This window comes from Providencia sp. 21OH12SH02B-Prov, assembly GCF_027362595.1.
GTDB classification, from domain to species: Bacteria; Pseudomonadota; Gammaproteobacteria; order Enterobacterales; family Enterobacteriaceae; genus Providencia; species Providencia zhejiangensis.
The window spans coordinates 1,816,230-1,835,268 of sequence record NZ_CP114796.1 but is presented as its reverse complement, the minus strand read 5'-3'; the positions used below and the strand labels follow the sequence as shown (position 1 = coordinate 1,835,268).

Here is a 19,039-nt window from a genome sequence, read left to right as displayed (position 1 = left end):
CGCTCCTTATGGCAACAGGTCTTTGACGTTAATTGGTTTGGCTTCGTTATCCGCTTCACCTTTGTCTTTACCTGCAATCGCCATACCCGATTTACGGTAAAAGTTATAATCAGGATATTTACCCGGACCTGAAATTAATAAGTCATCTTTCTCGTAAACAAGATCCTGACGACGCCATTCACCCATTTCAAAGTCAGGCGTTAATTGAATGGCTGTTGTTGGGCAAGCCTCTTCACACAACCCACAGAAAATGCAGCGAGAGAAGTTAATGCGGAAAAATTCAGGATACCAACGCCCATCTTCATGTTCAGCCTTTTGCAGTGAGATACAACCCACAGGACAAGCAACTGCACATAAATTACAGGCAACGCAACGCTCTTCGCCGTCAGGATCGCGGGTTAATACGATACGACCACGGTAACGGGGCGGCAAGTAAACCGGTTCTTCGGGATACATTTGCGTTTCACGTTTTTGGAACGCATGCAAACCGACCAACCAAATACTGCGTACTTGAGTGCCGAAACCGACCAATAAATCTTTCAATGTCATGGTTCAATCACCCCTTACTGAGCGTTGTATAAAATGACTGCTGCGGTACCCAGCAGGTTAAGCAAAGTCAGTGGCAAACAGACTTTCCAGCCAAAGGACATCACTTGGTCATAACGCGGACGCGGTAAAGATGCACGGATCAAGATGAACATCATCATGAAGAAGGCAGTCTTAATGGCAAACCACAAGAATGACGGCAAGAACGGCCCATGCCAGCCACCAAAGAACAGTGTGACAATCAATGCAGAGACAGTAACAATACCGATATACTCACCGACGAAAAATAGGCCGAATTTCATACCTGAATATTCAACGTGGTAACCATCCGCAATTTCTTGTTCTGCTTCTGGTTGGTCAAACGGGTGACGGTGACATACCGCAACACCTGCAATCGCAAACGTCACAAAACCAAAGAACTGAGGAATGACGTTCCACATGCCTTCTTGAGAATTGACGATATCAATCAAATTGAAGGAGCCAGCCTGAGCCACAACCCCCATCAATGAAAGTCCCAAGAACACTTCGTAGCTCACTGTTTGAGCCGATGCACGCATTGCGCCCAGCAGTGAGTATTTGTTGTTACTTGACCAACCGGCAAAGAGCACCGCATAGACAGCAAGACCCGCCATCATTAGGAAAAATAGGATCCCAATGTTTAGGTCTGCAACATGCCATGTCGGGCTAACAGGAACGATAGCAAACGCAAGGAACAGTGAACAAAACGCAATCACGGGTGCCAGCGTAAAGATTTTTTTATCGGCAAACTGTGGGATCCAGTCTTCTTTGAACAGCATTTTGAACATGTCGGCCATTAACTGCCCCATGCCAAACGGTCCAACACGGTTAGGACCATAACGATTTTGGAATAAACCGAGAATACGGCGTTCCCCCAAACTCATGTATGCCCCACAGATCACAACAACCAATAGGATGACAATCGACTTTAGGATAGAAATCAGGATTTCCATCACTTCTGGGGATATCCAATCCATCATGCCCCCCTCCGTAGATTATTGACTGACACACCCGCCATGGCTGGTGCAATACCCGGCATACCTAGAGGTAGACCAATTTGGCCACAAGACAAGTTTTGACTAACACGAACTGTCAAGTTGAAAGTTTGCCCTTCGTGACTAAATTCAGCTTTAGTCCCCGCCGCAAGCCCAAGCGTTGCGGCATCTTGTGCATTCAACATAATGTAAGGTTCAGGCATACGCTGTTGGATCACATCAGAACGTTGTGACATTTCATCACTACCGAACAAGTGATAATAAGGCGCAACAACCCACTGCGCTTCAGTCGCTTGATACGCGGTTGGAATGTCAGTGAAGTAGCCTATTTTACTTTCTGTTGAATTGAACAAACGAACACCAGGGTCACCAAAACGCAAGTGCCCGCCTACCTCGCTTTGGAACTTGTTCCAAGCTTGTGGTGAGTTCCAACCCGGAGCCCATGCAAATGGAATTTGCTGGCGCGGTGCGGTTGGACTATTGTTCCCTTCCATAGAGAAAGCAAATGCCGTGTCTTTATCCTGAGGTTGACGCTGCTCATGAACAGATTGGTTCGCTAGCATCGCGGTACGACCGCTGTAGCGGTGCGGTTCACGTGCTAACTTCTGACCACGAATACGGAAAGACGCTTTTGGTGCAGCATCGACTATACCGGCGAACTGAGGTAAAGCGTTCACGCATTCCGCAATGACATGATCAAGTTGTGACCAATCCGCATCGCGCTCTTGTGCTTCGGTTTGTAGTGAGTGCAACCAACGCCAACTTTCGTTCATCACGATAGCTTTATCGTAGAAAGATGGGTCAAAGACTTGGAAGAAACGTTGTGCACGACCTTCTTGGTTAATCAGCGTACCATCTGCTTCAGCAAAGCTTGCTCCTGGCAGGATCAAGGTTGCTTTATCCATGATGGCAGTATGTTGATGGTCAACCACAATCAAATGCTTCAACTTAGCCAGTGTGCTATCAACCTTATTGACACTACTGTGACGGTAAAGGTCATTTTCCATCACGATAGCCACATCCGCTTCATCTGCGTTGATACGCGCAAAAGCACTATCGAGTGAAGGCGCTTTCATCATCGCTAAACCAAAGCTGTTCGCGTGTGAAGCTAGATAAGACAAGCCAACTTGTGCCCCTTTCGCTTTCAGCGCAAAAGCAACGTTAGCGGCTGCTTGGATCATTGCATCACTTGCCGAATGGCTACCACTGATAATCAATGGTTTCTTGGCACTCGCCAGCGCGTCTGCGATGGTTTGTACTTTTGCTTTTAACTCGCTCGGTAAATCCGCGACTGCGGGCGCATCACCATTAACCATATTCGCAATAGCAAAACCAAAGCGAGCTTGATCAGCAACAGGCGCACGGTAGTTAAATGCTGCGATATCATCTAAACGTGTATCATCTACGTTAGTGATAAACAGCGGATACTTGGCATGTTGACCAATATTCATGATCGCCGCGATTTGCCAATCAGCCACTTTTTGAGCTGCTGCCATTTCACGAGCTTTACCTTTCACTGCTTGACGAACAGACAGAGCCATACGAGCGCCCGTCTGAGTGAGGTCTTCCCCCAGAACCAAAACAGCATCATAACCTTCTACTTCACGTAGGCTTGGTGTATAAATACCGCCGTTTTCTAGGATATTTTGCATCAGTTCAAGACGGCGTTGCTCATCCGCTGATACACCTGAGTAGAAGTTTTCTTCACCCACTAAGGCACGTAATGCATAGTTACTTTCAATGCTTGCACGAGGAGAGCCGATACCAATCACCTTCTTCGCTTGATTGATAATCTGAGCACCACTTTGCATTGCTTCGATAGCGGAAATAACTTGCTTAACGCCATCTTTATTCAGTAATGGCTGACGAGGTCTATCTTTACGATTCACATAACCATAACCAAAACGACCGCGATCACATAAGAAATAGTGGTTTACCGAACCATTATAACGGTTTTCAATACGGCGTAGCTCGCCATAGCGTTCACCTGGGCTGGTATTACAACCGAGACTGCACTGCTGGCAGATACCCGGTGCAAATTGCATATCCCATTTACGGTTATAGCGCTCTGAATGCGTCTTATCTGTAAACACACCTGTTGGACACACTTCAACTAAGTTACCTGAAAATTCGCTTTCCAGTGTGCCATCTTCAGTACGACCAAAGTAGACATAGTTGTGTGCACCATAGACACCCAAGTCGGTACCATCTGCGTAATCTTTATAATAACGAACGCAACGATAACAGGCGATACAGCGGTTCATTTCATGATTAATGAATGGCCCTAAGTCCTGATTAACGTGTGTACGTTTAGTAAAACGATATTTACGCATATTATGACCGGTCATCACCGTCATATCTTGCAAATGGCAGTTGCCCCCTTCCTCACAGACTGGACAGTCATGAGGGTGGTTGGTCATGAGCCATTCAACAACACTTTCACGGAATTGTTTGGCTTCTTCATCATCAATAGAGATGTAAGTCCCTTCCGTTGCCGGTGTCATACAGGACATAACAAGGCGACCACGGGTGTCATCCGCGTTTTGATACTGCTTAACCGCACACTGGCGGCAAGCGCCAACGCTTCCCAGCGCTGGATGCCAGCAAAAATAAGGAATATCTAGCCCCAGAGAAAGGCAGGCTTGCAACAGGTTTTCAGACCCGTTTACATCATATTCTTTGCCGTCTACATATATTGTAGCCATAGTCAGCATGCTTCCCAAAGGCCCGCTTCACAGCAGGCGTTAATCAAAAATACGTTCTTCGTGAAAAATCGATTTTTTGTGGTTGCTCATTCACAAAAAATATTACCAACGCTGTTTTAACAGGTTGGGCTGAATACCTGCTATCTGGGCTATATTGCGCAGATCTTTTTGCGAGATACCCGCTTCAAACTCTTCACGGAAATATTTGATAGCGCTCTGTAATGGCTCAACCGCACCCGGTGCGTGAGCACAGAAAGTTTTGCCCGGACCTAAGAAACGGCATAGCTGTTCCAGCGTTTCAATATCACCCGGTTGCCCTTCCCCGTTTTCCAACGCTTGTAAAATTTTTACGCTCCATGGCAAACCATCACGGCAAGGCGTACACCAACCACACGATTCACGAGCGAAAAAGGTTTCAAGGTTACGAACCAGAGACACCATATTAATTTCGTTATCAACGGCCATTGCTAATGCAGTACCTAAACGGCTTCCTGCTTTACCGATAGATTCGAAATCCATAGGTAAATCAAGGTGATCTCCCGTTAAAAAGTCAGTACCTGCACCACCTGGTTGCCATGCTTTAAGCGTGAGGCCATCGCGCATACCGCCCGCGTAATCTTCCAGCACTTCGCGCGCTGTCGTACCAAACGGTAATTCCCATAATCCCGGATTTTTGACGCGACCAGAGAAGCCCATCAATTTAGTACCTGCATCTTTACTTTTGCCTGCACTGAGATTGATATACCACTGCTCTCCATGCTCTAAAATAGCAGGAACGTTACAAATAGTTTCCACGTTATTAACGCACGTTGGCTTACCCCATGCGCCAGATGTTGCTGGGAAGGGTGGCTTTGAACGAGGGTTCGCACGGCGGCCTTCAAGGGAGTTAATCAAGGCGGTTTCTTCACCACAGATATAACGTCCAGCGCCAGTATGTACAAACAGTTCAAAATCAAATCCTGAACCTAAAATATTTTTACCGAGTAAGCCCGCGGCTTTCGCTTCTTCGATAGCGTGTCGTAAATGCTTTGCCGCTTCGACATATTCACCACGCAAGAAAATATAACCACGGTAAGCTTTTAGTGCATAAGCCCCGATGATCATACCCTCAACTAATAAATGTGGTAATTGCTCCATCAATAGACGGTCTTTATAGGTGCCTGGCTCCATTTCATCCGCATTACATAAGAAGTAACGCAGTTTCATGTTTTCGTCTTTTGGCATCAGGCTCCATTTCAGCCCGGTGGAGAAACCTGCACCACCGCGTCCTTTTAATCCAGCATCTTTAACTAGATTCACCACTTCATCCGGTGCCATGCCTTTAAGCGCACGTTCCACACCTTTATATCCATTTTTACTGCGATACTCATCCAGCCAAACAGGCTGTTTGTCATCACGCAAACGCCATGTCAACGGATGTGTTTCCGCAGTACGGATCACTTGTTTAAAGGAGTTTGTCATGGATACTGCTCCAGTAACTTTTTAATATCTTCAGGCTGTACGTAACTGTGCGTGTCCTCATCAATCATCATGGTAGGACCTTTATCACAGTTCCCCAGACAACAGGTTGGCAACAGCGTAAAGCGGCCATCTTTTGTTGTCTGGCCTGGGCGAATATTCAGCTGATTAATGATTTCAGCTTCTAACCCTTGATAACCTGTAATATGACAAACCACACTATCGCAATAGCGAATAATGTGACGACCTACAGGCTGACGGAAGATTTGGCTATAGAATGTCGCCACACCTTCAACATCACTCGCGGGAATACCCAGCACTTCAGCGATAGCGTGAATGGCACCATCTTCAACCCAGCCACGGTTTTTTTGCACAATTTTCAGTGCTTCAATGGAGGCAGCGCGCGGGTCTTCATAATGGTGCTTTTCACCTTCAATTTCTGCACGTTCAGCTTCCGTTAACACAAAGCCGTGCTGTGCTTCTTGAGGCTCAAAAACATTGACTCCATCAAGACTGGTCTGCTTATTATGTTCATTATGCATGGTTAGCGATCCACATCCGACATTACAAAATCGATACTACCCAGATAGACAATCAAGTCGGAAACCAGACTACCCCTAATCACCGCTGGAATTTGCTGCAAGTGTGCATAGCTCGGTGTACGGATACGAGTACGGTAGCTCATCGTGCTGCCATCACTCGTTAAGTAGTAACTGTTAATTCCTTTGGTTGCTTCAATCATCTGGAATGATTCATTGGCTGGCATAACCGGACCCCATGACACTTGTAAGAAGTGATTGATCAGGGTTTCGATATGTTGCAGCGTCCGCTCTTTTGGTGGCGGCGTCGTCAATGGGTGATCGGCTTTGAAAGGCCCTTCAGGCATGTTCTTCAGACATTGCTCAAGAATACGCATACTTTGACGCATCTCTTCCACTTTAATCATCACACGGTCATAGCAATCACCGTTATGTGCGATTGGAATATCAAACTCAAAGTTTTCGTAACCTGAATATGGACGCCATTTACGTACGTCAAAATCAATTCCGGTAGCACGTAAGCCTGCCCCTGTGACTCCCCAAGCTAAAGCTTCTTCTTTAGTGTATGAAGCAACACCGATTGAACGGCCTTTTAAAATGGAGTTTTTCAGGGCTGTTGTCACATAGGAATCAAGACGTTTTGGCAGCCAATCTAATAATTCACGTAATAATTTATCCCAACCTCTCGGTAGGTCATGCGCAACCCCACCAATACGGAACCAAGCTGGGTGCATACGGAAACCCGTAATAGCCTCAACGACGTTATACACTTTTTGGCGGTCGGTAAACGCAAAGAATACCGGTGTCATCGCTCCCGTATCTTGAATATAAGTACTGATGTATAGCAAATGGCTATTAATACGGAACAATTCAGATAGCATGACACGAATCGTTTTAACACGATCAGGGACTTCAATACCGGCCAGCTTTTCAACGGCCAATATGTATGGCATTTCATTAACGCAACCACCGAGGTATTCGATACGGTCGGTATAAGGAATGTAGCTATGCCAAGACTGACGTTCACCCATTTTCTCTGCACCACGATGGTGATAACCAATGTCAGGTACACAGTTTACGATTTCTTCGCCATCAAGCTGTAATACAATACGGAAAGCACCATGCGATGAAGGGTGGTTCGGTCCCAAGTTCAGGAACATGAAATCTTCATTTTCGTTCCCACGAGCCATGCCCCACTCTTCTGGTTTGAAAGTCAACGCTTCCATTTCCAGATCTTGTTTTTGCTTGGTCAACTCAAATGGGTCGAATTCTGTTGCACGGGCAGGATAGTCTTTACGTAATGGGTGGCCTTCCCAACTCGGTGACATAAGCAGGCGACGTAAGTTCGGATGACCTTGGAAGGTGATACCAAACATATCCCAAACTTCACGCTCATACCAGTTAGCATTTGGGAATAATGACACCATGGAAGGCACATTTAAGTCTTTTTCACTTAATGCGACTTTCACCATAATATCACGGTTACGATCGATAGAGATGAAGTGATAGAAAACACTAAAGTCTGCCTCTGGCAAACCTTGTCTATGTATTCTTTGACGTTCATCCACCCCATGTAAGTCAAATAACATCACATAAGGTTTTGGTAGTTTTTTCAAAAAGTCTACGACTTCCAGTAGCTGCTCGCGCCGCACCCAGATAACTGGCATACCAGTACGGGTCGCTTGAACAGAAAAGGCATCCGGGCCAAATTGGTTGCGCAGTTCCAGAAGTACAGGATCATTTAAGTGATCCTGTGTCTGCCATCCAGGCAGGGTACTTTCTTGCGCTATCTGATCTGTCATCATTCTTCACCATAACGCTTGATCAGGTTTATTATTTCGCAACACATTGCTCTGTTACGCTGTATGGCTTTAAGCCTTAAATTTCGTCTGGGGTACGCAGGTTAGTCACTGCAATACGTTCACCGTGCTTTCTTTCTCTTTCTGATTGCATATTGGCACGATAAACCCCTTGGTCACCCACAACCCACGAAAGCGGACGACGCTCTTTCCCGATAGATTCTTGTAATAGAAGTAATGCTTGCATATAAGCTTCGGGACGTGGTGGGCAGCCTGGAATGTAGACATCCACAGGGATAAACTTATCTACTCCCTGAACAACGGAATAAATGTCATACATACCACCAGAGTTAGCGCATGCCCCCATGGAGATAACCCATTTTGGTTCCAACATCTGATCATAAAGACGCTGGATTACCGGAGCCATTTTAGTAAAGCAGGTTCCTGCAACGACCATAAAGTCGGCTTGACGAGGTGAAGCACGGAGTACTTCTGCCCCAAAGCGGGCTACGTCATGAACTGCTGTGAACGACGTTACCATTTCAACATAGCAACATGAGAGACCAAAGTTATATGGCCAAAGAGAATTTTTACGTCCCCAGTTAACGACATCATGTAGCGCATGAGAAAGTTTTCCCATGTAAACACTGTTTTTAACTTGCTGCTCAAGTGGATCTGTTACAATTTCTTGAGTTTGCAGGGGGTAACGGTCGTTCTCACCGTTCGGATCTATGCGGGTGAGCGTATAATCCATTGTATAATGCCTCGCTTTTTACTGCGGATGACGATTGCTGATTTTAATAACTTCACTAGGACCTTTTACTGCGCGACGTGAACGGACAGGAGTCCAATCCAATGCACCGACGCGAATCAAGTAAAACAGTCCCGCCAACAATACCAGAATGAAGATTGCTGCCTCGATAAAGCCCAACCAACCTACTTCACGGACTGCGACAGCCCAAGCAAAGAGGAACATAGCTTCAACATCGAAAACAACGAAGAACATGGCAACCAGATAGAATTTGGCTGACATACGAAGACGGGCACTACCTACTGAATCGATACCTGATTCATAAGGTACATGTTTTGTTCTGGCTTTGGCACGGCTGCCGAGAAAATGACCAGCAACCAACATAAACGAACAAAGGGCGATGGCGCCGACAAAGAATATCGCAAAGGCCCAGTTGTGGGCTAACGCTAGGATAGATTCAGACATACTCGTTGCTTACTCATTACACATGGTGCGTAATCTGCTCTTATCAACATCACGGCAGTATTGCACCATAATTGCCCAGTTAACCGAGAAGAAAGACCAAAAATCATCACCAAACATAAAAATCAGCCTGAAGACTGCGTTTGGTTTGTCCTCTCTCTGACTATTTACTTTGCTTAAATTAAGCAAAATAACCCGTAATTGTTACAATCCACCAACCAGTAAAAAACAAGATTGCAACAAAAAGTACTCAAAAGCAGCTAAAACGTGTCAGTGTGATAATACACCTAGTAAACACAATGACTAGTCTAACTGATTATTCGCTTTTACTACACTATTATCTCAGGAAAAACCTGTCTTACTAGATGAAAACTTGCTCTTTTTTTTGATCTAGCGCACATTTTTATTGAAAATATGCGCATACTGTTTACAGAATATTCAAATTTAGGCTAAGTCATATTAACGATTTTTTATTCACTAAATCAAGTAACTGCCTGACCCAGCAGCGCTATTTTATCAATTCAGCAAAATATGATTGTTAACAACATAACAATTTCGTAACTAAAAAACGAAATTCATGTTCTGCCATCTACATCACAATTATTTCACGTTACATGCTTTTTAACCATACTTATTAAGTGGTTAATACGTTCTTTTTTTATTCTTTTTTGGCTTTTTGGGCCTAAAAAAAACCGCGAATTTTTCGCGGCTTTTCTCTTGAGTACATATTAATCATTTAATAATCATCAATAATGATTAATGCTTAAAATGCCCCTTCATTTTCATTTACAACGGCTTCATCATTCATGGGTGCAACAGCATAAGGAATTTTCTTGTTCTCAATTGCACTAAACACCGTGAGGACAAAATCCTTTTGCTCATCCGCATTTTTGTATAACCAATACTGAATGTCGGGTAAGCGAGGTAAACCGTCAGCTTCACCAAGAATACGCAAATCCGCATTTTGCATTTCCATCGGACGTGCTGTGACCCCTACTTCCGCATTGACTGCTGCTCTCACGGCTGGCAGCGATGCGGCTTCATAAGCGACATGCCATGCAAGACCCGCATCATCCAAAGCATCGGTGCTCAATTTGCGGAATGGATTCGTCTCATCCATCACCACCAGGGGAATAGGTTCATTTGTTCTTAATTGGAAATCAGGTGCACTGTGCCATAACACAGGAACTGTTCTGAGCGCTGTTTTCGGATGGTGACTAATACGTGCCGTTGTCAACGCCAAATCGATTTCATGGCTATCTAGCATGGACTCAATAAAGTGTGCACGCTTGATTCGGACTTCTACCGCAAGGCGAGGGAAAATAGATGCGATACGGTTAAGTAAGAATGGAAGTAAGATATCAACAGTGTCATCGGATGCACCGATTCTCAGCTCACCTTCTGCATCGTTATAAGTCAATGATGCTGTTGCATCATCATTAGCTCGTAAGATCTGTCTTGCGTAACCTAGCAATTGTAAACCATGAGCCGTTAATAACTTATTCCTACCGTGACGAGCAAATAATTCACGGCCAACTAATTGTTCTAAACGTTGCATTTGCTGACTAACAGCAGACTGAGTTCGACATACCGCAGCGGCTGCCGCGGCGAATGTATTCAGATCGGCAACTGCGACAAATGTCCTCAGTAAATCCAGATCAAGGTTCATTATTGGACGATTGGAATTTATCATCATGAATTCTCTTATATAATTTTATGATACCTGGTGTTCCTGCTCTCCTCCCTGAGATCAGATTATTTAATAACTTAAATAACTTGTTTAATGCTTATCAATCCTTAGACTCGCATTTATTGCACTTTATCTTAATAGGCACCTCCAAAAACGAAAGCACCACCAAATGACAAAAAAAGCTTTTTAAACAGTCGATTTAATTGAAATCACAAATACAACCTTCTTTTTTTGCCATCCTCTAAATAGTAACATATTTAATGTAATTGCAATTATTTTAATGTAAACGCCTTTATACACATACACCCAACTTGATAAAAACATCCTTATTTCAATGCATTAAGATAAATTCTTTCATTTTTATTCATTATTCTCTCACTAGAATAATCAATATTGCTAACAAAAAGAGCTTATTTTCGTTAAAAAACCGCGGAAATCTATGAATTTTTATTTCTATACATCCAATTTCGTCATCAATCTTACAATTTGATACAATGTTTTTATGATTTGCCTTTATCTGTACATTATTGATATTTTTTCCTCCAAAACAGCCCCAATTATTAATATTAAATTCCAAATTAACCGATACAATTGAATGTAAAACCCAAACTAAGTTATATCTTTAGATATCAACAATTGGATTACAACATAAACCAACCTTTTACACCAAAAATTATCTACTATCTTCAAAAGCTTCCGAGGTAGGAGTAGAGTAGATGCTAAGCCGGAGTTCCCCCTACTTATGTCTTCCCAAATAGGGTAATGAGAGAAAGAATGAATAATGTAAAGAAATCCAATAAGCTTGATAATGTCTGCTACGACATACGCGGGCCTGTATTAAAAGAAGCAAAACGTTTAGAAGAAGAAGGTAATAAAGTTCTCAAGCTTAATATTGGTAATCCGGCACCATTTGGTTTTGAAGCCCCTGATGAAATTTTGGTAGATGTGCTACGTAATCTCCCTAGCTCACAGGGTTATTGTGATTCAAAAGGATTATATTCTGCGCGTAAAGCGATTGTTCAGCATTATCAAGCACGCGATATTCGTGAAATGACTGTTGAAGATGTCTATATCGGTAACGGTGTTTCTGAATTAATCGTGCAAGCAATGCAAGCGTTACTCAATAATGGCGATGAAATGCTGGTTCCAGCACCTGATTACCCTCTTTGGACAGCTGCGGTTTCCCTGTCTGGCGGTAATGCCGTACATTACATGTGTGATGAGCAACAAGGGTGGATGCCTGATATTGACGATATTCGTAAAAAAATCAGCCCTCGTACTCGGGGTATCGTGATTATCAACCCAAATAACCCGACAGGCGCGGTCTACAGCAAAGAGCTTCTACTGGAAATTGTTGAGATTGCTCGCCAGAACAACCTTATTATTTTCGCCGATGAAATTTACGACAAAATTCTTTACGATAATGCCGTTCATCACTCTATTGCCGCATTAGCTCCAGATTTACTTACTGTCACTTTTAACGGTTTATCAAAAACCTATCGTGTAGCCGGTTTCCGACAAGGCTGGATGGTCTTAAACGGACCAAAACAACAAGCTAAAAGCTATATCGAAGGACTTGAAATGTTAGCATCTATGCGTTTGTGCGCTAACGTTCCAATGCAGCATGCTATTCAAACCGCTTTGGGAGGCTATCAGAGTATTAGTGAATTTATTCAACCTGGTGGTCGTCTATATGAGCAAAGAGAGCGCGCATGGCAGCTAATTAATCAGATACCTGGGGTCTCTTGTGTCAAACCACAGGGGGCACTTTATATGTTCCCTAAAATTGATATTAAACGCTTTAATATCCATGATGACCAAAAAATGATCCTTGATCTGTTACTACAAGAAAAAGTTCTTTTGGTACAAGGAACGGCATTTAATTGGCCTGAGCCAGACCACTTTAGGATCGTCACCTTACCTTATGCAGATGATCTTGAAATGGCGATTAATAAATTTGGCCGTTTTATCGAGAATTATCGTCAGTAATGGACAGTGACTGTGCAACTTCCTCTTGTGAGGGAGTTGCCATTTTTATGGCAAATAGCACGATAAGCAAATGCAATAGTGGATAATAAATAACAAGCTCTCACTCACTATCAAAGCAAATAAGAGCCCCGTCTCATCAAATAATGTTGAGTAACAATCTAAAATCATCTCATCATGATTGTACTATCTTTCTCATTGGTATTCTTTAAAAGACAATACACATAAATTGATTGTTGATGACTAATCGTTAGATAATGGAAATAAAATAAACAGCAGCTAAGAAAAACAGCAATAATATAATTGGAAAGTATTTCATGATGTCCCCTACTATTATTTATTAAGAATGTTTATGCTGATTATAGATTTTTATCACCGCAGATCAAACAATAATTAAAAACAAATATACAGGCAATTAAAGAGCATCCATAATAGAAGCTCTATAAATGATGTTTTTAATTTATTATGAACCCAACATTCGCTATCTTTTTTAGATTGGTATCACACCATTGATTTATTTTTATAACAATTTAAATTAACATCATTAAACTTTTAATAATTTAGTTTTACATCCACTAGAGTGAGAAAATGCAACATACATTGTTCTTGCATCACCATTAATACCGATAATAACTTCCGGATCATCTTCTTCTGTTATCGTACAATAGAAGTTATTTTTTGTTATAAACTTCTCTCCTCTCTCTGTAATAATTTCTAATCGCCAATAATTTAGCTGACCATCATATTCAAATGAACCTGCTTTTTTGATAATACTCCCATGTTCAACATGATACAGTGTCATATCTGTTGGCTTACCATTATCCGTCGTGTGATATAATCTCACATATTTTAATTTTTCATGCCAAAAATTTTCAAATGTGATAAACCCCAAATTCCAGCCTAATTCAACCCCCATCATTTACCTCCATTAATTTAACAACAATGAATTGACTCCGTGAGATTAAACAGTGTCACGTTTAAACAATAATAAAATAAATGAATGATGATATTCGTAAAGCATTTTAATTATTAATTAGATTTGATTTTCATCTTATTAAGCTTTAATAAACCAATATCTATTTTAAATAAACTATATTATAATTCCCTTTTTACCTGTTTAATGAGGTTATATGAGCTACTTCTTTGCCCACCTTGCACGAATGAAACTCATCCATCGTTGGCCACTCATGCGTAACGTACGCACTGAAAACGTCTCAGAGCACAGTTTACAGGTAGCGATGGTCGCTCACGCACTGGCCATCATCAAAAACCGTAAGTTTGGTGGTCATGTCAATGCTGAGCGCATCGCCTTGTTAGCCATGTATCATGACGCAAGTGAAGTGATTACGGGCGATCTCCCAACGCCGATTAAGTATCACAATTCACAAATTGCCCATGAATATAAAAAAATCGAGCAATTTGCTCAGCAAAAGCTATTAGATATGTTACCTGAAGAATTACAGGAAGATTTTAAACCGCTGCTTATCGAAGAATTACAGTCAAATGAAGAACATAGTATAGTAAAACAAGCAGACTCACTCTGTGCTTACTTGAAATGTCTAGAAGAATTATCCGCTGGAAATAGTGAATTTAAATTAGCCAAAAAGCGTCTTGAAAAAATTCTTGCGCAAAGAAAAAGCCCTGAAATGGATTATTTCATCGACATTTTTGTTCCGGGATTCAAACTTTCACTGGATGAAATTAGTCATTAACTTTCTAAGCTGGAATGCGTCTTACCATTCCAGTTTTGTTTGTTTAATCCGCTTCATTTAAGGCCGTTGAACAATTCGATGAACTCGGAAAATCTAAATACAGTCTTCTCGACTCACCGTTAACGCCCAATATCACTTTTCCATGGTCACTTTCTCTAATAGAACAATAGAAATTAGTTTTTGTTTTATATACTTTGCCACTTTTAGTCTTAATTTTGACATACCAATAATCATAAGAATTATCTATTCCTATTTCATATAAAAAATAAAACACATTCTTTAATATTGTTTTATCGGGTATATCATGATAAACCTTCTCAGTTAATAGTCGGATATTATTATAAATAGCATGGCTTTCTACATGATGCCGTATGACTACTTCACTTAATTCCTCTCCCCAAAAATTTTCAAAATCCGCTTCCCCATAATAGGTATTTCGTCTATGTGCGCTATTTCTCATTCTCCCCTCCGTAGAATCGCTATTTATTTTCAATAGAGAATATCGCCTTCTCCGGTGATGAGAAAATCTTTAAGGTGTTAAACATTAAGTTTTTTCATTAATATAAGAAACTAGCAGCCCTCGTTAAGAGGGCTTCATTATTATTAGAAAGGAAAAAGAATAGGTACAATCAATACACTGATTATCATTACCACTATCGTGAAAGGAACACCTATTTTAACGAAATCGCCGAATTTATAGCCTCCTGGGCCAAGTACTAATGTGTTGACTGGTGAGGAAACAGGCGTCATAAATGCAGCAGAAGCCGCAATACCGACAATCATAGCAAAGGGTAAAGGAGAGACTTCCATTTGACGAGCTGCCGCGATAGCGATAGGCGCCATTAAAACAGCGGTCGCGGTATTTGAAATAAACAAACCTATAGAGGCACAAAGTATAAATAAACACAGTAACATCACATGTGGTCCCAAATTACCGGCTATTTCCATCAATGCATCTACTGCTAAGGCGATCCCTCCAGTTTTTTGTAATGCTAGCGCAAATGGCATCATCCCGACAATCAGTATGATACTTGGCCAGTGAATCGATTTATAAGCACTTTCCATATCGATACAACGAAATTTTCCCATCAATAAACAAGCAATTAATGCGGCAATAAAGTTGGGAATTTCATTAGTGACCATCATGGCAACCATTAAGGCCAAACAAAATAAAGCATGCGGTGCTTGTGACGAAGCAGGAGCGACGGCTTCAACCTCTGCGGCCAGATTCAATACAATAAAATTACGAGGTTTGGTTGATAAAATACGAATTAATTTCCAATCCCCAATGACTAATAAGATATCACCAAGGCGTAAAGGTTCATCAACGAGCTTACCATCCATCGCTTTACCATCACGACGAATCCCCACCACATTGAGGCCATAGCGAGTACGAAACTTAATATCGCGTAAGCTTTTACCCAATAATTCAGAGTCAGGGTTCATAGAAACTTCAGCCATGCCAACATCACGGGACTGATCTGAAAAGTAATCACCACGTAATATCATTGGTTCTAATTTCTGCTCAAAACAAAATTGACGTAGTTCATCGTCACTCACAGAAATGTCCACCAGCAATACATCTTGCTCTCTAAGTTCTGTGCCACCAGTTGCACTCACCATAACACGACGGAATTTACGCCAACGCTCAATCCCAACGACGTTAGCTTCATAGCGAGAACGCAAATGTAGTTCATCAAGAGAATGTCCGATCAAGGGGGAACCTTTACGAATAGCCAGACGACGCGCCCTACCCGTTAATTTATAGTCACGAATCAAATCACGGAAACTACGTTGGTAACGCTCAGGAAGTTTGTCTGGTTCACTGCTACCTAACCAACGGCGCGCAACCCACATATACGCGATACCGGCCAGTAAAATCACCAAACCAATCGGTGTAATTGAAAAGAATTGAAAGCCTTTGATACCTTCTCTGACCAACTCACTGTTAACCACCATATTCGGTGGTGTTGCGACCAACGTCATCATACCGCTGATCAGGCCGGCAAAGCCTAAAGGCATCATTAATCGACTTGGAGAAATTTTCATTCGTGCTGCAACACTCAGCACGACAGGAATAAAGATAGCGACAACACCAGTAGAGCTCATAAAGGCACCAAGCCCAGCAACGGTGATCATTAAAAAAACTAACATCTTGCTTTCGCTGCTACCAGCCACTCGTACTAGCCAATCCCCCATTTGATAGGCGATACCGGTTCGTACTAAGCCATCACCAATAACAAATAAAGCCGCTATCAATAATACGTTAGGGTCCGCAAAACCCGCGGTCGCTTGCTCTAAAGTCAAAGTATCACTTAGAACAAAGGCCACTATAACGAGTAATGCCACCACATCCATCCGAATTTTGTTTGTGGTGAACAGTACAATTGCGATCAACAGGAGGGTTAACACCCACAACAATTCTCCGTTCAAAATATCCCCTTTTGACGAAAAAAATAGTGTTAGTCATTTTCCTTAGTTAATCATGTTTTACGGGGAAATTCCTTGATTAATTCACTGTTAAACATTTTTTGACACTAATAGTGTAAAAACACCATTTTTGTCTGAGTGAGTTACCGAAACTTGCGTTAATGAACTGATTATCGCATGAATTTGTTCTCTTCTTGGCATACTCTCTGGTGCATGGACCGCAACCACTTGACAACCGGCATCAAGAGCTGAATAAATCCCAGCTTGAGCATCTTCAAACGCAATACAGTCTTTTGGATCTAAATTTAAGGCTTTCGCCCCTAATAAAAAAGGTTCAGGGTCTGGTTTACCTTTAGACACTTTTTCAAACGTAACCCAGTGTTTAGGTTCTGGTAATCCTGCGGCCTGTTGACGACCATGGGCAATCGGTACGGTTCCCGATGTCACAATGGCCCAAGGTACCGCTAACTCATCTAATCGCTGAAGTAATGCCACAGCACCAGATAGGGCTATAACACCTTCAGTATCCGAGGCTTCCATCTCTTCTAACCAGCGAAAACGCGCTTTAATTTCATCTTCGCTGGCTTCAGGCATAAAGTGTCGTAAACTCGTTAAAGCAGGCTTTCCATGGATAAAATGAATAATTTCATCACGACTTACGCCTATCTCTTCACCAAATAAACACCAGCAACGCTCTACAACGGCTAATGAATCGACTAAGGTACCATCGAGATCAAATAAAAAACCTTTTGCTTTTAACTCCACTTTTACCCCTTAAACAACACATTATGCATTGATAATTTGACTAATTTCGACTGCCGATAAGTGGTATTGACGAGGACATGCACGCCAGATTCCCAACATTCGCACATATTTATCCCACATAGGCGTTTGCGAGTTGAAACCATGAGTTCCACTATCGAAATGCGTGTAACGACCTTCAGTGTTCACCATAAAACGAACATAACTCAAATAACGCGCTTCTGTCGCAGCATCAAAGCCTAAGAATTGTACACGACGAGGGTCAACGCCTTGAGCGTCGCTCATATTACCATATGACACCTGCAATGCGTGATACATCTCCATAATATCAATTACCGTGCGGCAAGTACTTTCACTTAACTCACCAAAGTCTCTATCAAGCTCACGCATTTGTAAGCCAAAGCCACGCTCAATAATCGTTTGTAAACGGCGATAACGATCCGCGTTTTCAGGATCAAGCATAGTCATCATTTTATATTGATTGGATAGAATTAAGCGTTGTGCATTGGTCATTTCCATCATGATTCTCCTCGGAAAATGTTTAACTTATCTTCGCATTCAATATTCATGATGGACAGTGAAAACATCACTTTTATTGATCTAGACAACCTTTTTTCATTACTTGTTGTTAAATCGAGCTTTTCACTTAAACGTCATCCATGAATGACTTGTCTAATTGCTTAAATGCTCGCTTTAATAATTGCGCTAACGCCAAGTAATCAGGCTGCTGTTCGATAGGGGCTATTGCGATACCTGCTTGAGTAAATTTCTCACGAATTTCATGAAACCAATTCAATAAACTGGCAGGAAGCGGCGTTGATGCTCTCTTACCTAACCACCACAATCCTTGCATAGGTAAACTACAAGCAAATAAGGCTGTCGCCACTGCTGGCCCGAGTTCCCCCCCTAAGGCTATTTGCCAAGTTAAGGTAAATATCGCAATTGGCGGCATAAAGCGGATGCCAAAACGTGTCGCTTTGATCATACGCAGTTCAGGAAAAACGGGAGATAATTTTTTCTCCATAGGAAATGTTTTTAGGTACAGGTTCCCCAACCTAAAGCGTTTAAAAAAACCTGGCGGTGAGTTTTGCAATGTACTCATAATGACCTTCCTGCAACTAACAAATCTATATCACGAAATAACAAGTCTTGTTACCTACCTTACGCTATTTTATCAATAATGCCT

General features: G+C 42.1%; 17 protein-coding genes. 2 read left to right on the top strand and 15 right to left on the bottom strand.

Annotated elements, in window-relative coordinates:
• Positions 1-6: 6 nt before the first annotated feature.
• The 9 genes from nuoI to O7C57_RS08735 form a co-directional block, all read right to left on the bottom strand.
• Positions 7-549 (bottom strand): NADH-quinone oxidoreductase subunit NuoI, encoded by a 543-nt coding sequence (gene nuoI / locus O7C57_RS08775; RefSeq protein WP_154622108.1) that lies wholly within the window; start codon positions 547-549, stop codon positions 7-9.
• A gap of 14 nt (positions 550-563) precedes the next feature.
• Positions 564-1,541, bottom strand: a complete 978-nt coding sequence (nuoH, locus tag O7C57_RS08770; protein WP_154622116.1) for an NADH-quinone oxidoreductase subunit NuoH — start codon at positions 1,539-1,541, stop codon at positions 564-566.
• The gene (gene nuoG / locus O7C57_RS08765) at positions 1,541-4,264 is read right to left on the bottom strand and encodes an NADH-quinone oxidoreductase subunit NuoG (protein ID WP_269723924.1); all 2,724 of its coding nucleotides are present in this window, start codon (positions 4,262-4,264) and stop codon (positions 1,541-1,543) included. The genes nuoH and nuoG overlap by 1 nt, the downstream gene beginning before the upstream one ends.
• 102 nt (positions 4,265-4,366) lie before the next feature.
• On the bottom strand, positions 4,367-5,725 hold the full coding sequence (nuoF, locus tag O7C57_RS08760) for an NADH-quinone oxidoreductase subunit NuoF (protein ID WP_154622106.1): 1,359 nt from the start codon (positions 5,723-5,725) through the stop codon (positions 4,367-4,369).
• Positions 5,722-6,264 (bottom strand): NADH-quinone oxidoreductase subunit NuoE, encoded by a 543-nt coding sequence (nuoE, locus tag O7C57_RS08755; protein ID WP_154622105.1) that lies wholly within the window; start codon positions 6,262-6,264, stop codon positions 5,722-5,724. The genes nuoF and nuoE overlap by 4 nt, the downstream gene beginning before the upstream one ends.
• A 2-nt stretch (positions 6,265-6,266) precedes the next feature.
• The gene (gene nuoC, locus O7C57_RS08750; RefSeq protein ID WP_195848136.1) at positions 6,267-8,066 is read right to left on the bottom strand and encodes an NADH-quinone oxidoreductase subunit C/D; all 1,800 of its coding nucleotides are present in this window, start codon (positions 8,064-8,066) and stop codon (positions 6,267-6,269) included.
• A gap of 73 nt (positions 8,067-8,139) precedes the next feature.
• Positions 8,140-8,814 carry a NuoB/complex I 20 kDa subunit family protein gene (locus tag O7C57_RS08745; RefSeq protein ID WP_154622104.1) on the bottom strand — a complete coding sequence of 225 codons (675 nt, stop codon included), beginning with the start codon at positions 8,812-8,814 and terminating at the stop codon, positions 8,140-8,142.
• A gap of 18 nt (positions 8,815-8,832) precedes the next feature.
• On the bottom strand, positions 8,833-9,276 hold the full coding sequence (locus O7C57_RS08740; RefSeq protein ID WP_070929231.1) for an NADH-quinone oxidoreductase subunit A: 444 nt from the start codon (positions 9,274-9,276) through the stop codon (positions 8,833-8,835).
• Positions 9,277-10,036: 760 nt separating this feature from the next.
• Complete coding sequence (locus tag O7C57_RS08735) at positions 10,037-10,966, bottom strand: LysR family transcriptional regulator (protein ID WP_154622114.1); 930 nt, start codon at positions 10,964-10,966, stop codon at positions 10,037-10,039.
• 771 nt (positions 10,967-11,737) lie between these two features.
• Here O7C57_RS08735 and O7C57_RS08730 point away from each other — a divergent pair.
• Complete coding sequence (locus tag O7C57_RS08730) at positions 11,738-12,952, top strand: pyridoxal phosphate-dependent aminotransferase (protein WP_154622103.1); 1,215 nt, start codon at positions 11,738-11,740, stop codon at positions 12,950-12,952.
• A 541-nt stretch (positions 12,953-13,493) separates the two neighbouring features.
• Here O7C57_RS08730 and O7C57_RS08725 read toward each other — a convergent pair.
• The gene (locus O7C57_RS08725; RefSeq protein ID WP_244316494.1) at positions 13,494-13,868 is read right to left on the bottom strand and encodes a hypothetical protein; all 375 of its coding nucleotides are present in this window, start codon (positions 13,866-13,868) and stop codon (positions 13,494-13,496) included.
• A 211-nt stretch (positions 13,869-14,079) separates the two neighbouring features.
• On the opposite strand from O7C57_RS08725, the gene yfbR reads away from it, so the two are divergent.
• Positions 14,080-14,661 (top strand): 5'-deoxynucleotidase, encoded by a 582-nt coding sequence (gene yfbR / locus O7C57_RS08720; RefSeq protein WP_154623041.1) that lies wholly within the window; start codon positions 14,080-14,082, stop codon positions 14,659-14,661.
• Between the two features lie 43 nt (positions 14,662-14,704).
• Here the strand turns inward: yfbR and O7C57_RS08715 are convergent, their stop codons facing one another.
• The 5 genes from O7C57_RS08715 to yfbV all read right to left on the bottom strand — a co-directional run bounded on the left by O7C57_RS08715 (position 14,705) and on the right by yfbV (position 18,955).
• A complete protein-coding gene (locus O7C57_RS08715; protein WP_269723923.1) occupies positions 14,705-15,121 on the bottom strand; it encodes a hypothetical protein in 417 nt (138 codons plus the stop codon).
• Positions 15,122-15,264: 143 nt separating this feature from the next.
• The gene (locus O7C57_RS08710) at positions 15,265-17,094 is read right to left on the bottom strand and encodes an SLC13 family permease (RefSeq protein WP_154622731.1); all 1,830 of its coding nucleotides are present in this window, start codon (positions 17,092-17,094) and stop codon (positions 15,265-15,267) included.
• A gap of 87 nt (positions 17,095-17,181) precedes the next feature.
• Entirely contained in the window at positions 17,182-17,856 is a 675-nt protein-coding gene (locus tag O7C57_RS08705) for a sugar phosphatase (protein WP_163861130.1), read from the bottom strand.
• A 21-nt stretch (positions 17,857-17,877) separates the two neighbouring features.
• Positions 17,878-18,372, bottom strand: a complete 495-nt coding sequence (locus O7C57_RS08700) for a YfbU family protein (protein WP_154622734.1) — start codon at positions 18,370-18,372, stop codon at positions 17,878-17,880.
• A gap of 127 nt (positions 18,373-18,499) precedes the next feature.
• The gene (gene yfbV, locus O7C57_RS08695) at positions 18,500-18,955 is read right to left on the bottom strand and encodes a terminus macrodomain insulation protein YfbV (RefSeq protein WP_154622732.1); all 456 of its coding nucleotides are present in this window, start codon (positions 18,953-18,955) and stop codon (positions 18,500-18,502) included.
• Positions 18,956-19,039: the final 84 nt, after the last annotated feature.

What these genes read in the sequence shown, in the direction of transcription:
- nuoG (WP_269723924.1), bottom strand. Translation starts at nt 4,264, where the DNA reads ATGGCTACAATATATGTAGACGGCAAAGAATATGATGTAAACGGGTCT.
- nuoF (WP_154622106.1), bottom strand. Translation starts at nt 5,725, where the DNA reads ATGACAAACTCCTTTAAACAAGTGATCCGTACTGCGGAAACACATCCG.
- nuoC (WP_195848136.1), bottom strand. Translation starts at nt 8,066, where the DNA reads ATGATGACAGATCAGATAGCGCAAGAAAGTACCCTGCCTGGATGGCAG.
- yfbR (WP_154623041.1), top strand. Translation starts at nt 14,080, where the DNA reads ATGAGCTACTTCTTTGCCCACCTTGCACGAATGAAACTCATCCATCGT.
- O7C57_RS08725 (WP_244316494.1), bottom strand. Translation starts at nt 13,868, where the DNA reads ATGATGGGGGTTGAATTAGGCTGGAATTTGGGGTTTATCACATTTGAA.
- O7C57_RS08700 (WP_154622734.1), bottom strand. Translation starts at nt 18,372, where the DNA reads ATGGAAATGACCAATGCACAACGCTTAATTCTATCCAATCAATATAAA.
- nuoI (WP_154622108.1), bottom strand. Translation starts at nt 549, where the DNA reads ATGACATTGAAAGATTTATTGGTCGGTTTCGGCACTCAAGTACGCAGT.
- nuoH (WP_154622116.1), bottom strand. Translation starts at nt 1,541, where the DNA reads ATGGATTGGATATCCCCAGAAGTGATGGAAATCCTGATTTCTATCCTA.
- O7C57_RS08735 (WP_154622114.1), bottom strand. Translation starts at nt 10,966, where the DNA reads ATGATAAATTCCAATCGTCCAATAATGAACCTTGATCTGGATTTACTG.
- O7C57_RS08745 (WP_154622104.1), bottom strand. Translation starts at nt 8,814, where the DNA reads ATGGATTATACGCTCACCCGCATAGATCCGAACGGTGAGAACGACCGT.
- O7C57_RS08740 (WP_070929231.1), bottom strand. Translation starts at nt 9,276, where the DNA reads ATGTCTGAATCTATCCTAGCGTTAGCCCACAACTGGGCCTTTGCGATA.
- O7C57_RS08730 (WP_154622103.1), top strand. Translation starts at nt 11,738, where the DNA reads ATGAATAATGTAAAGAAATCCAATAAGCTTGATAATGTCTGCTACGAC.
- O7C57_RS08715 (WP_269723923.1), bottom strand. Translation starts at nt 15,121, where the DNA reads ATGAGAAATAGCGCACATAGACGAAATACCTATTATGGGGAAGCGGAT.
- nuoE (WP_154622105.1), bottom strand. Translation starts at nt 6,264, where the DNA reads ATGCATAATGAACATAATAAGCAGACCAGTCTTGATGGAGTCAATGTT.
- yfbV (WP_154622732.1), bottom strand. Translation starts at nt 18,955, where the DNA reads ATGAGTACATTGCAAAACTCACCGCCAGGTTTTTTTAAACGCTTTAGG.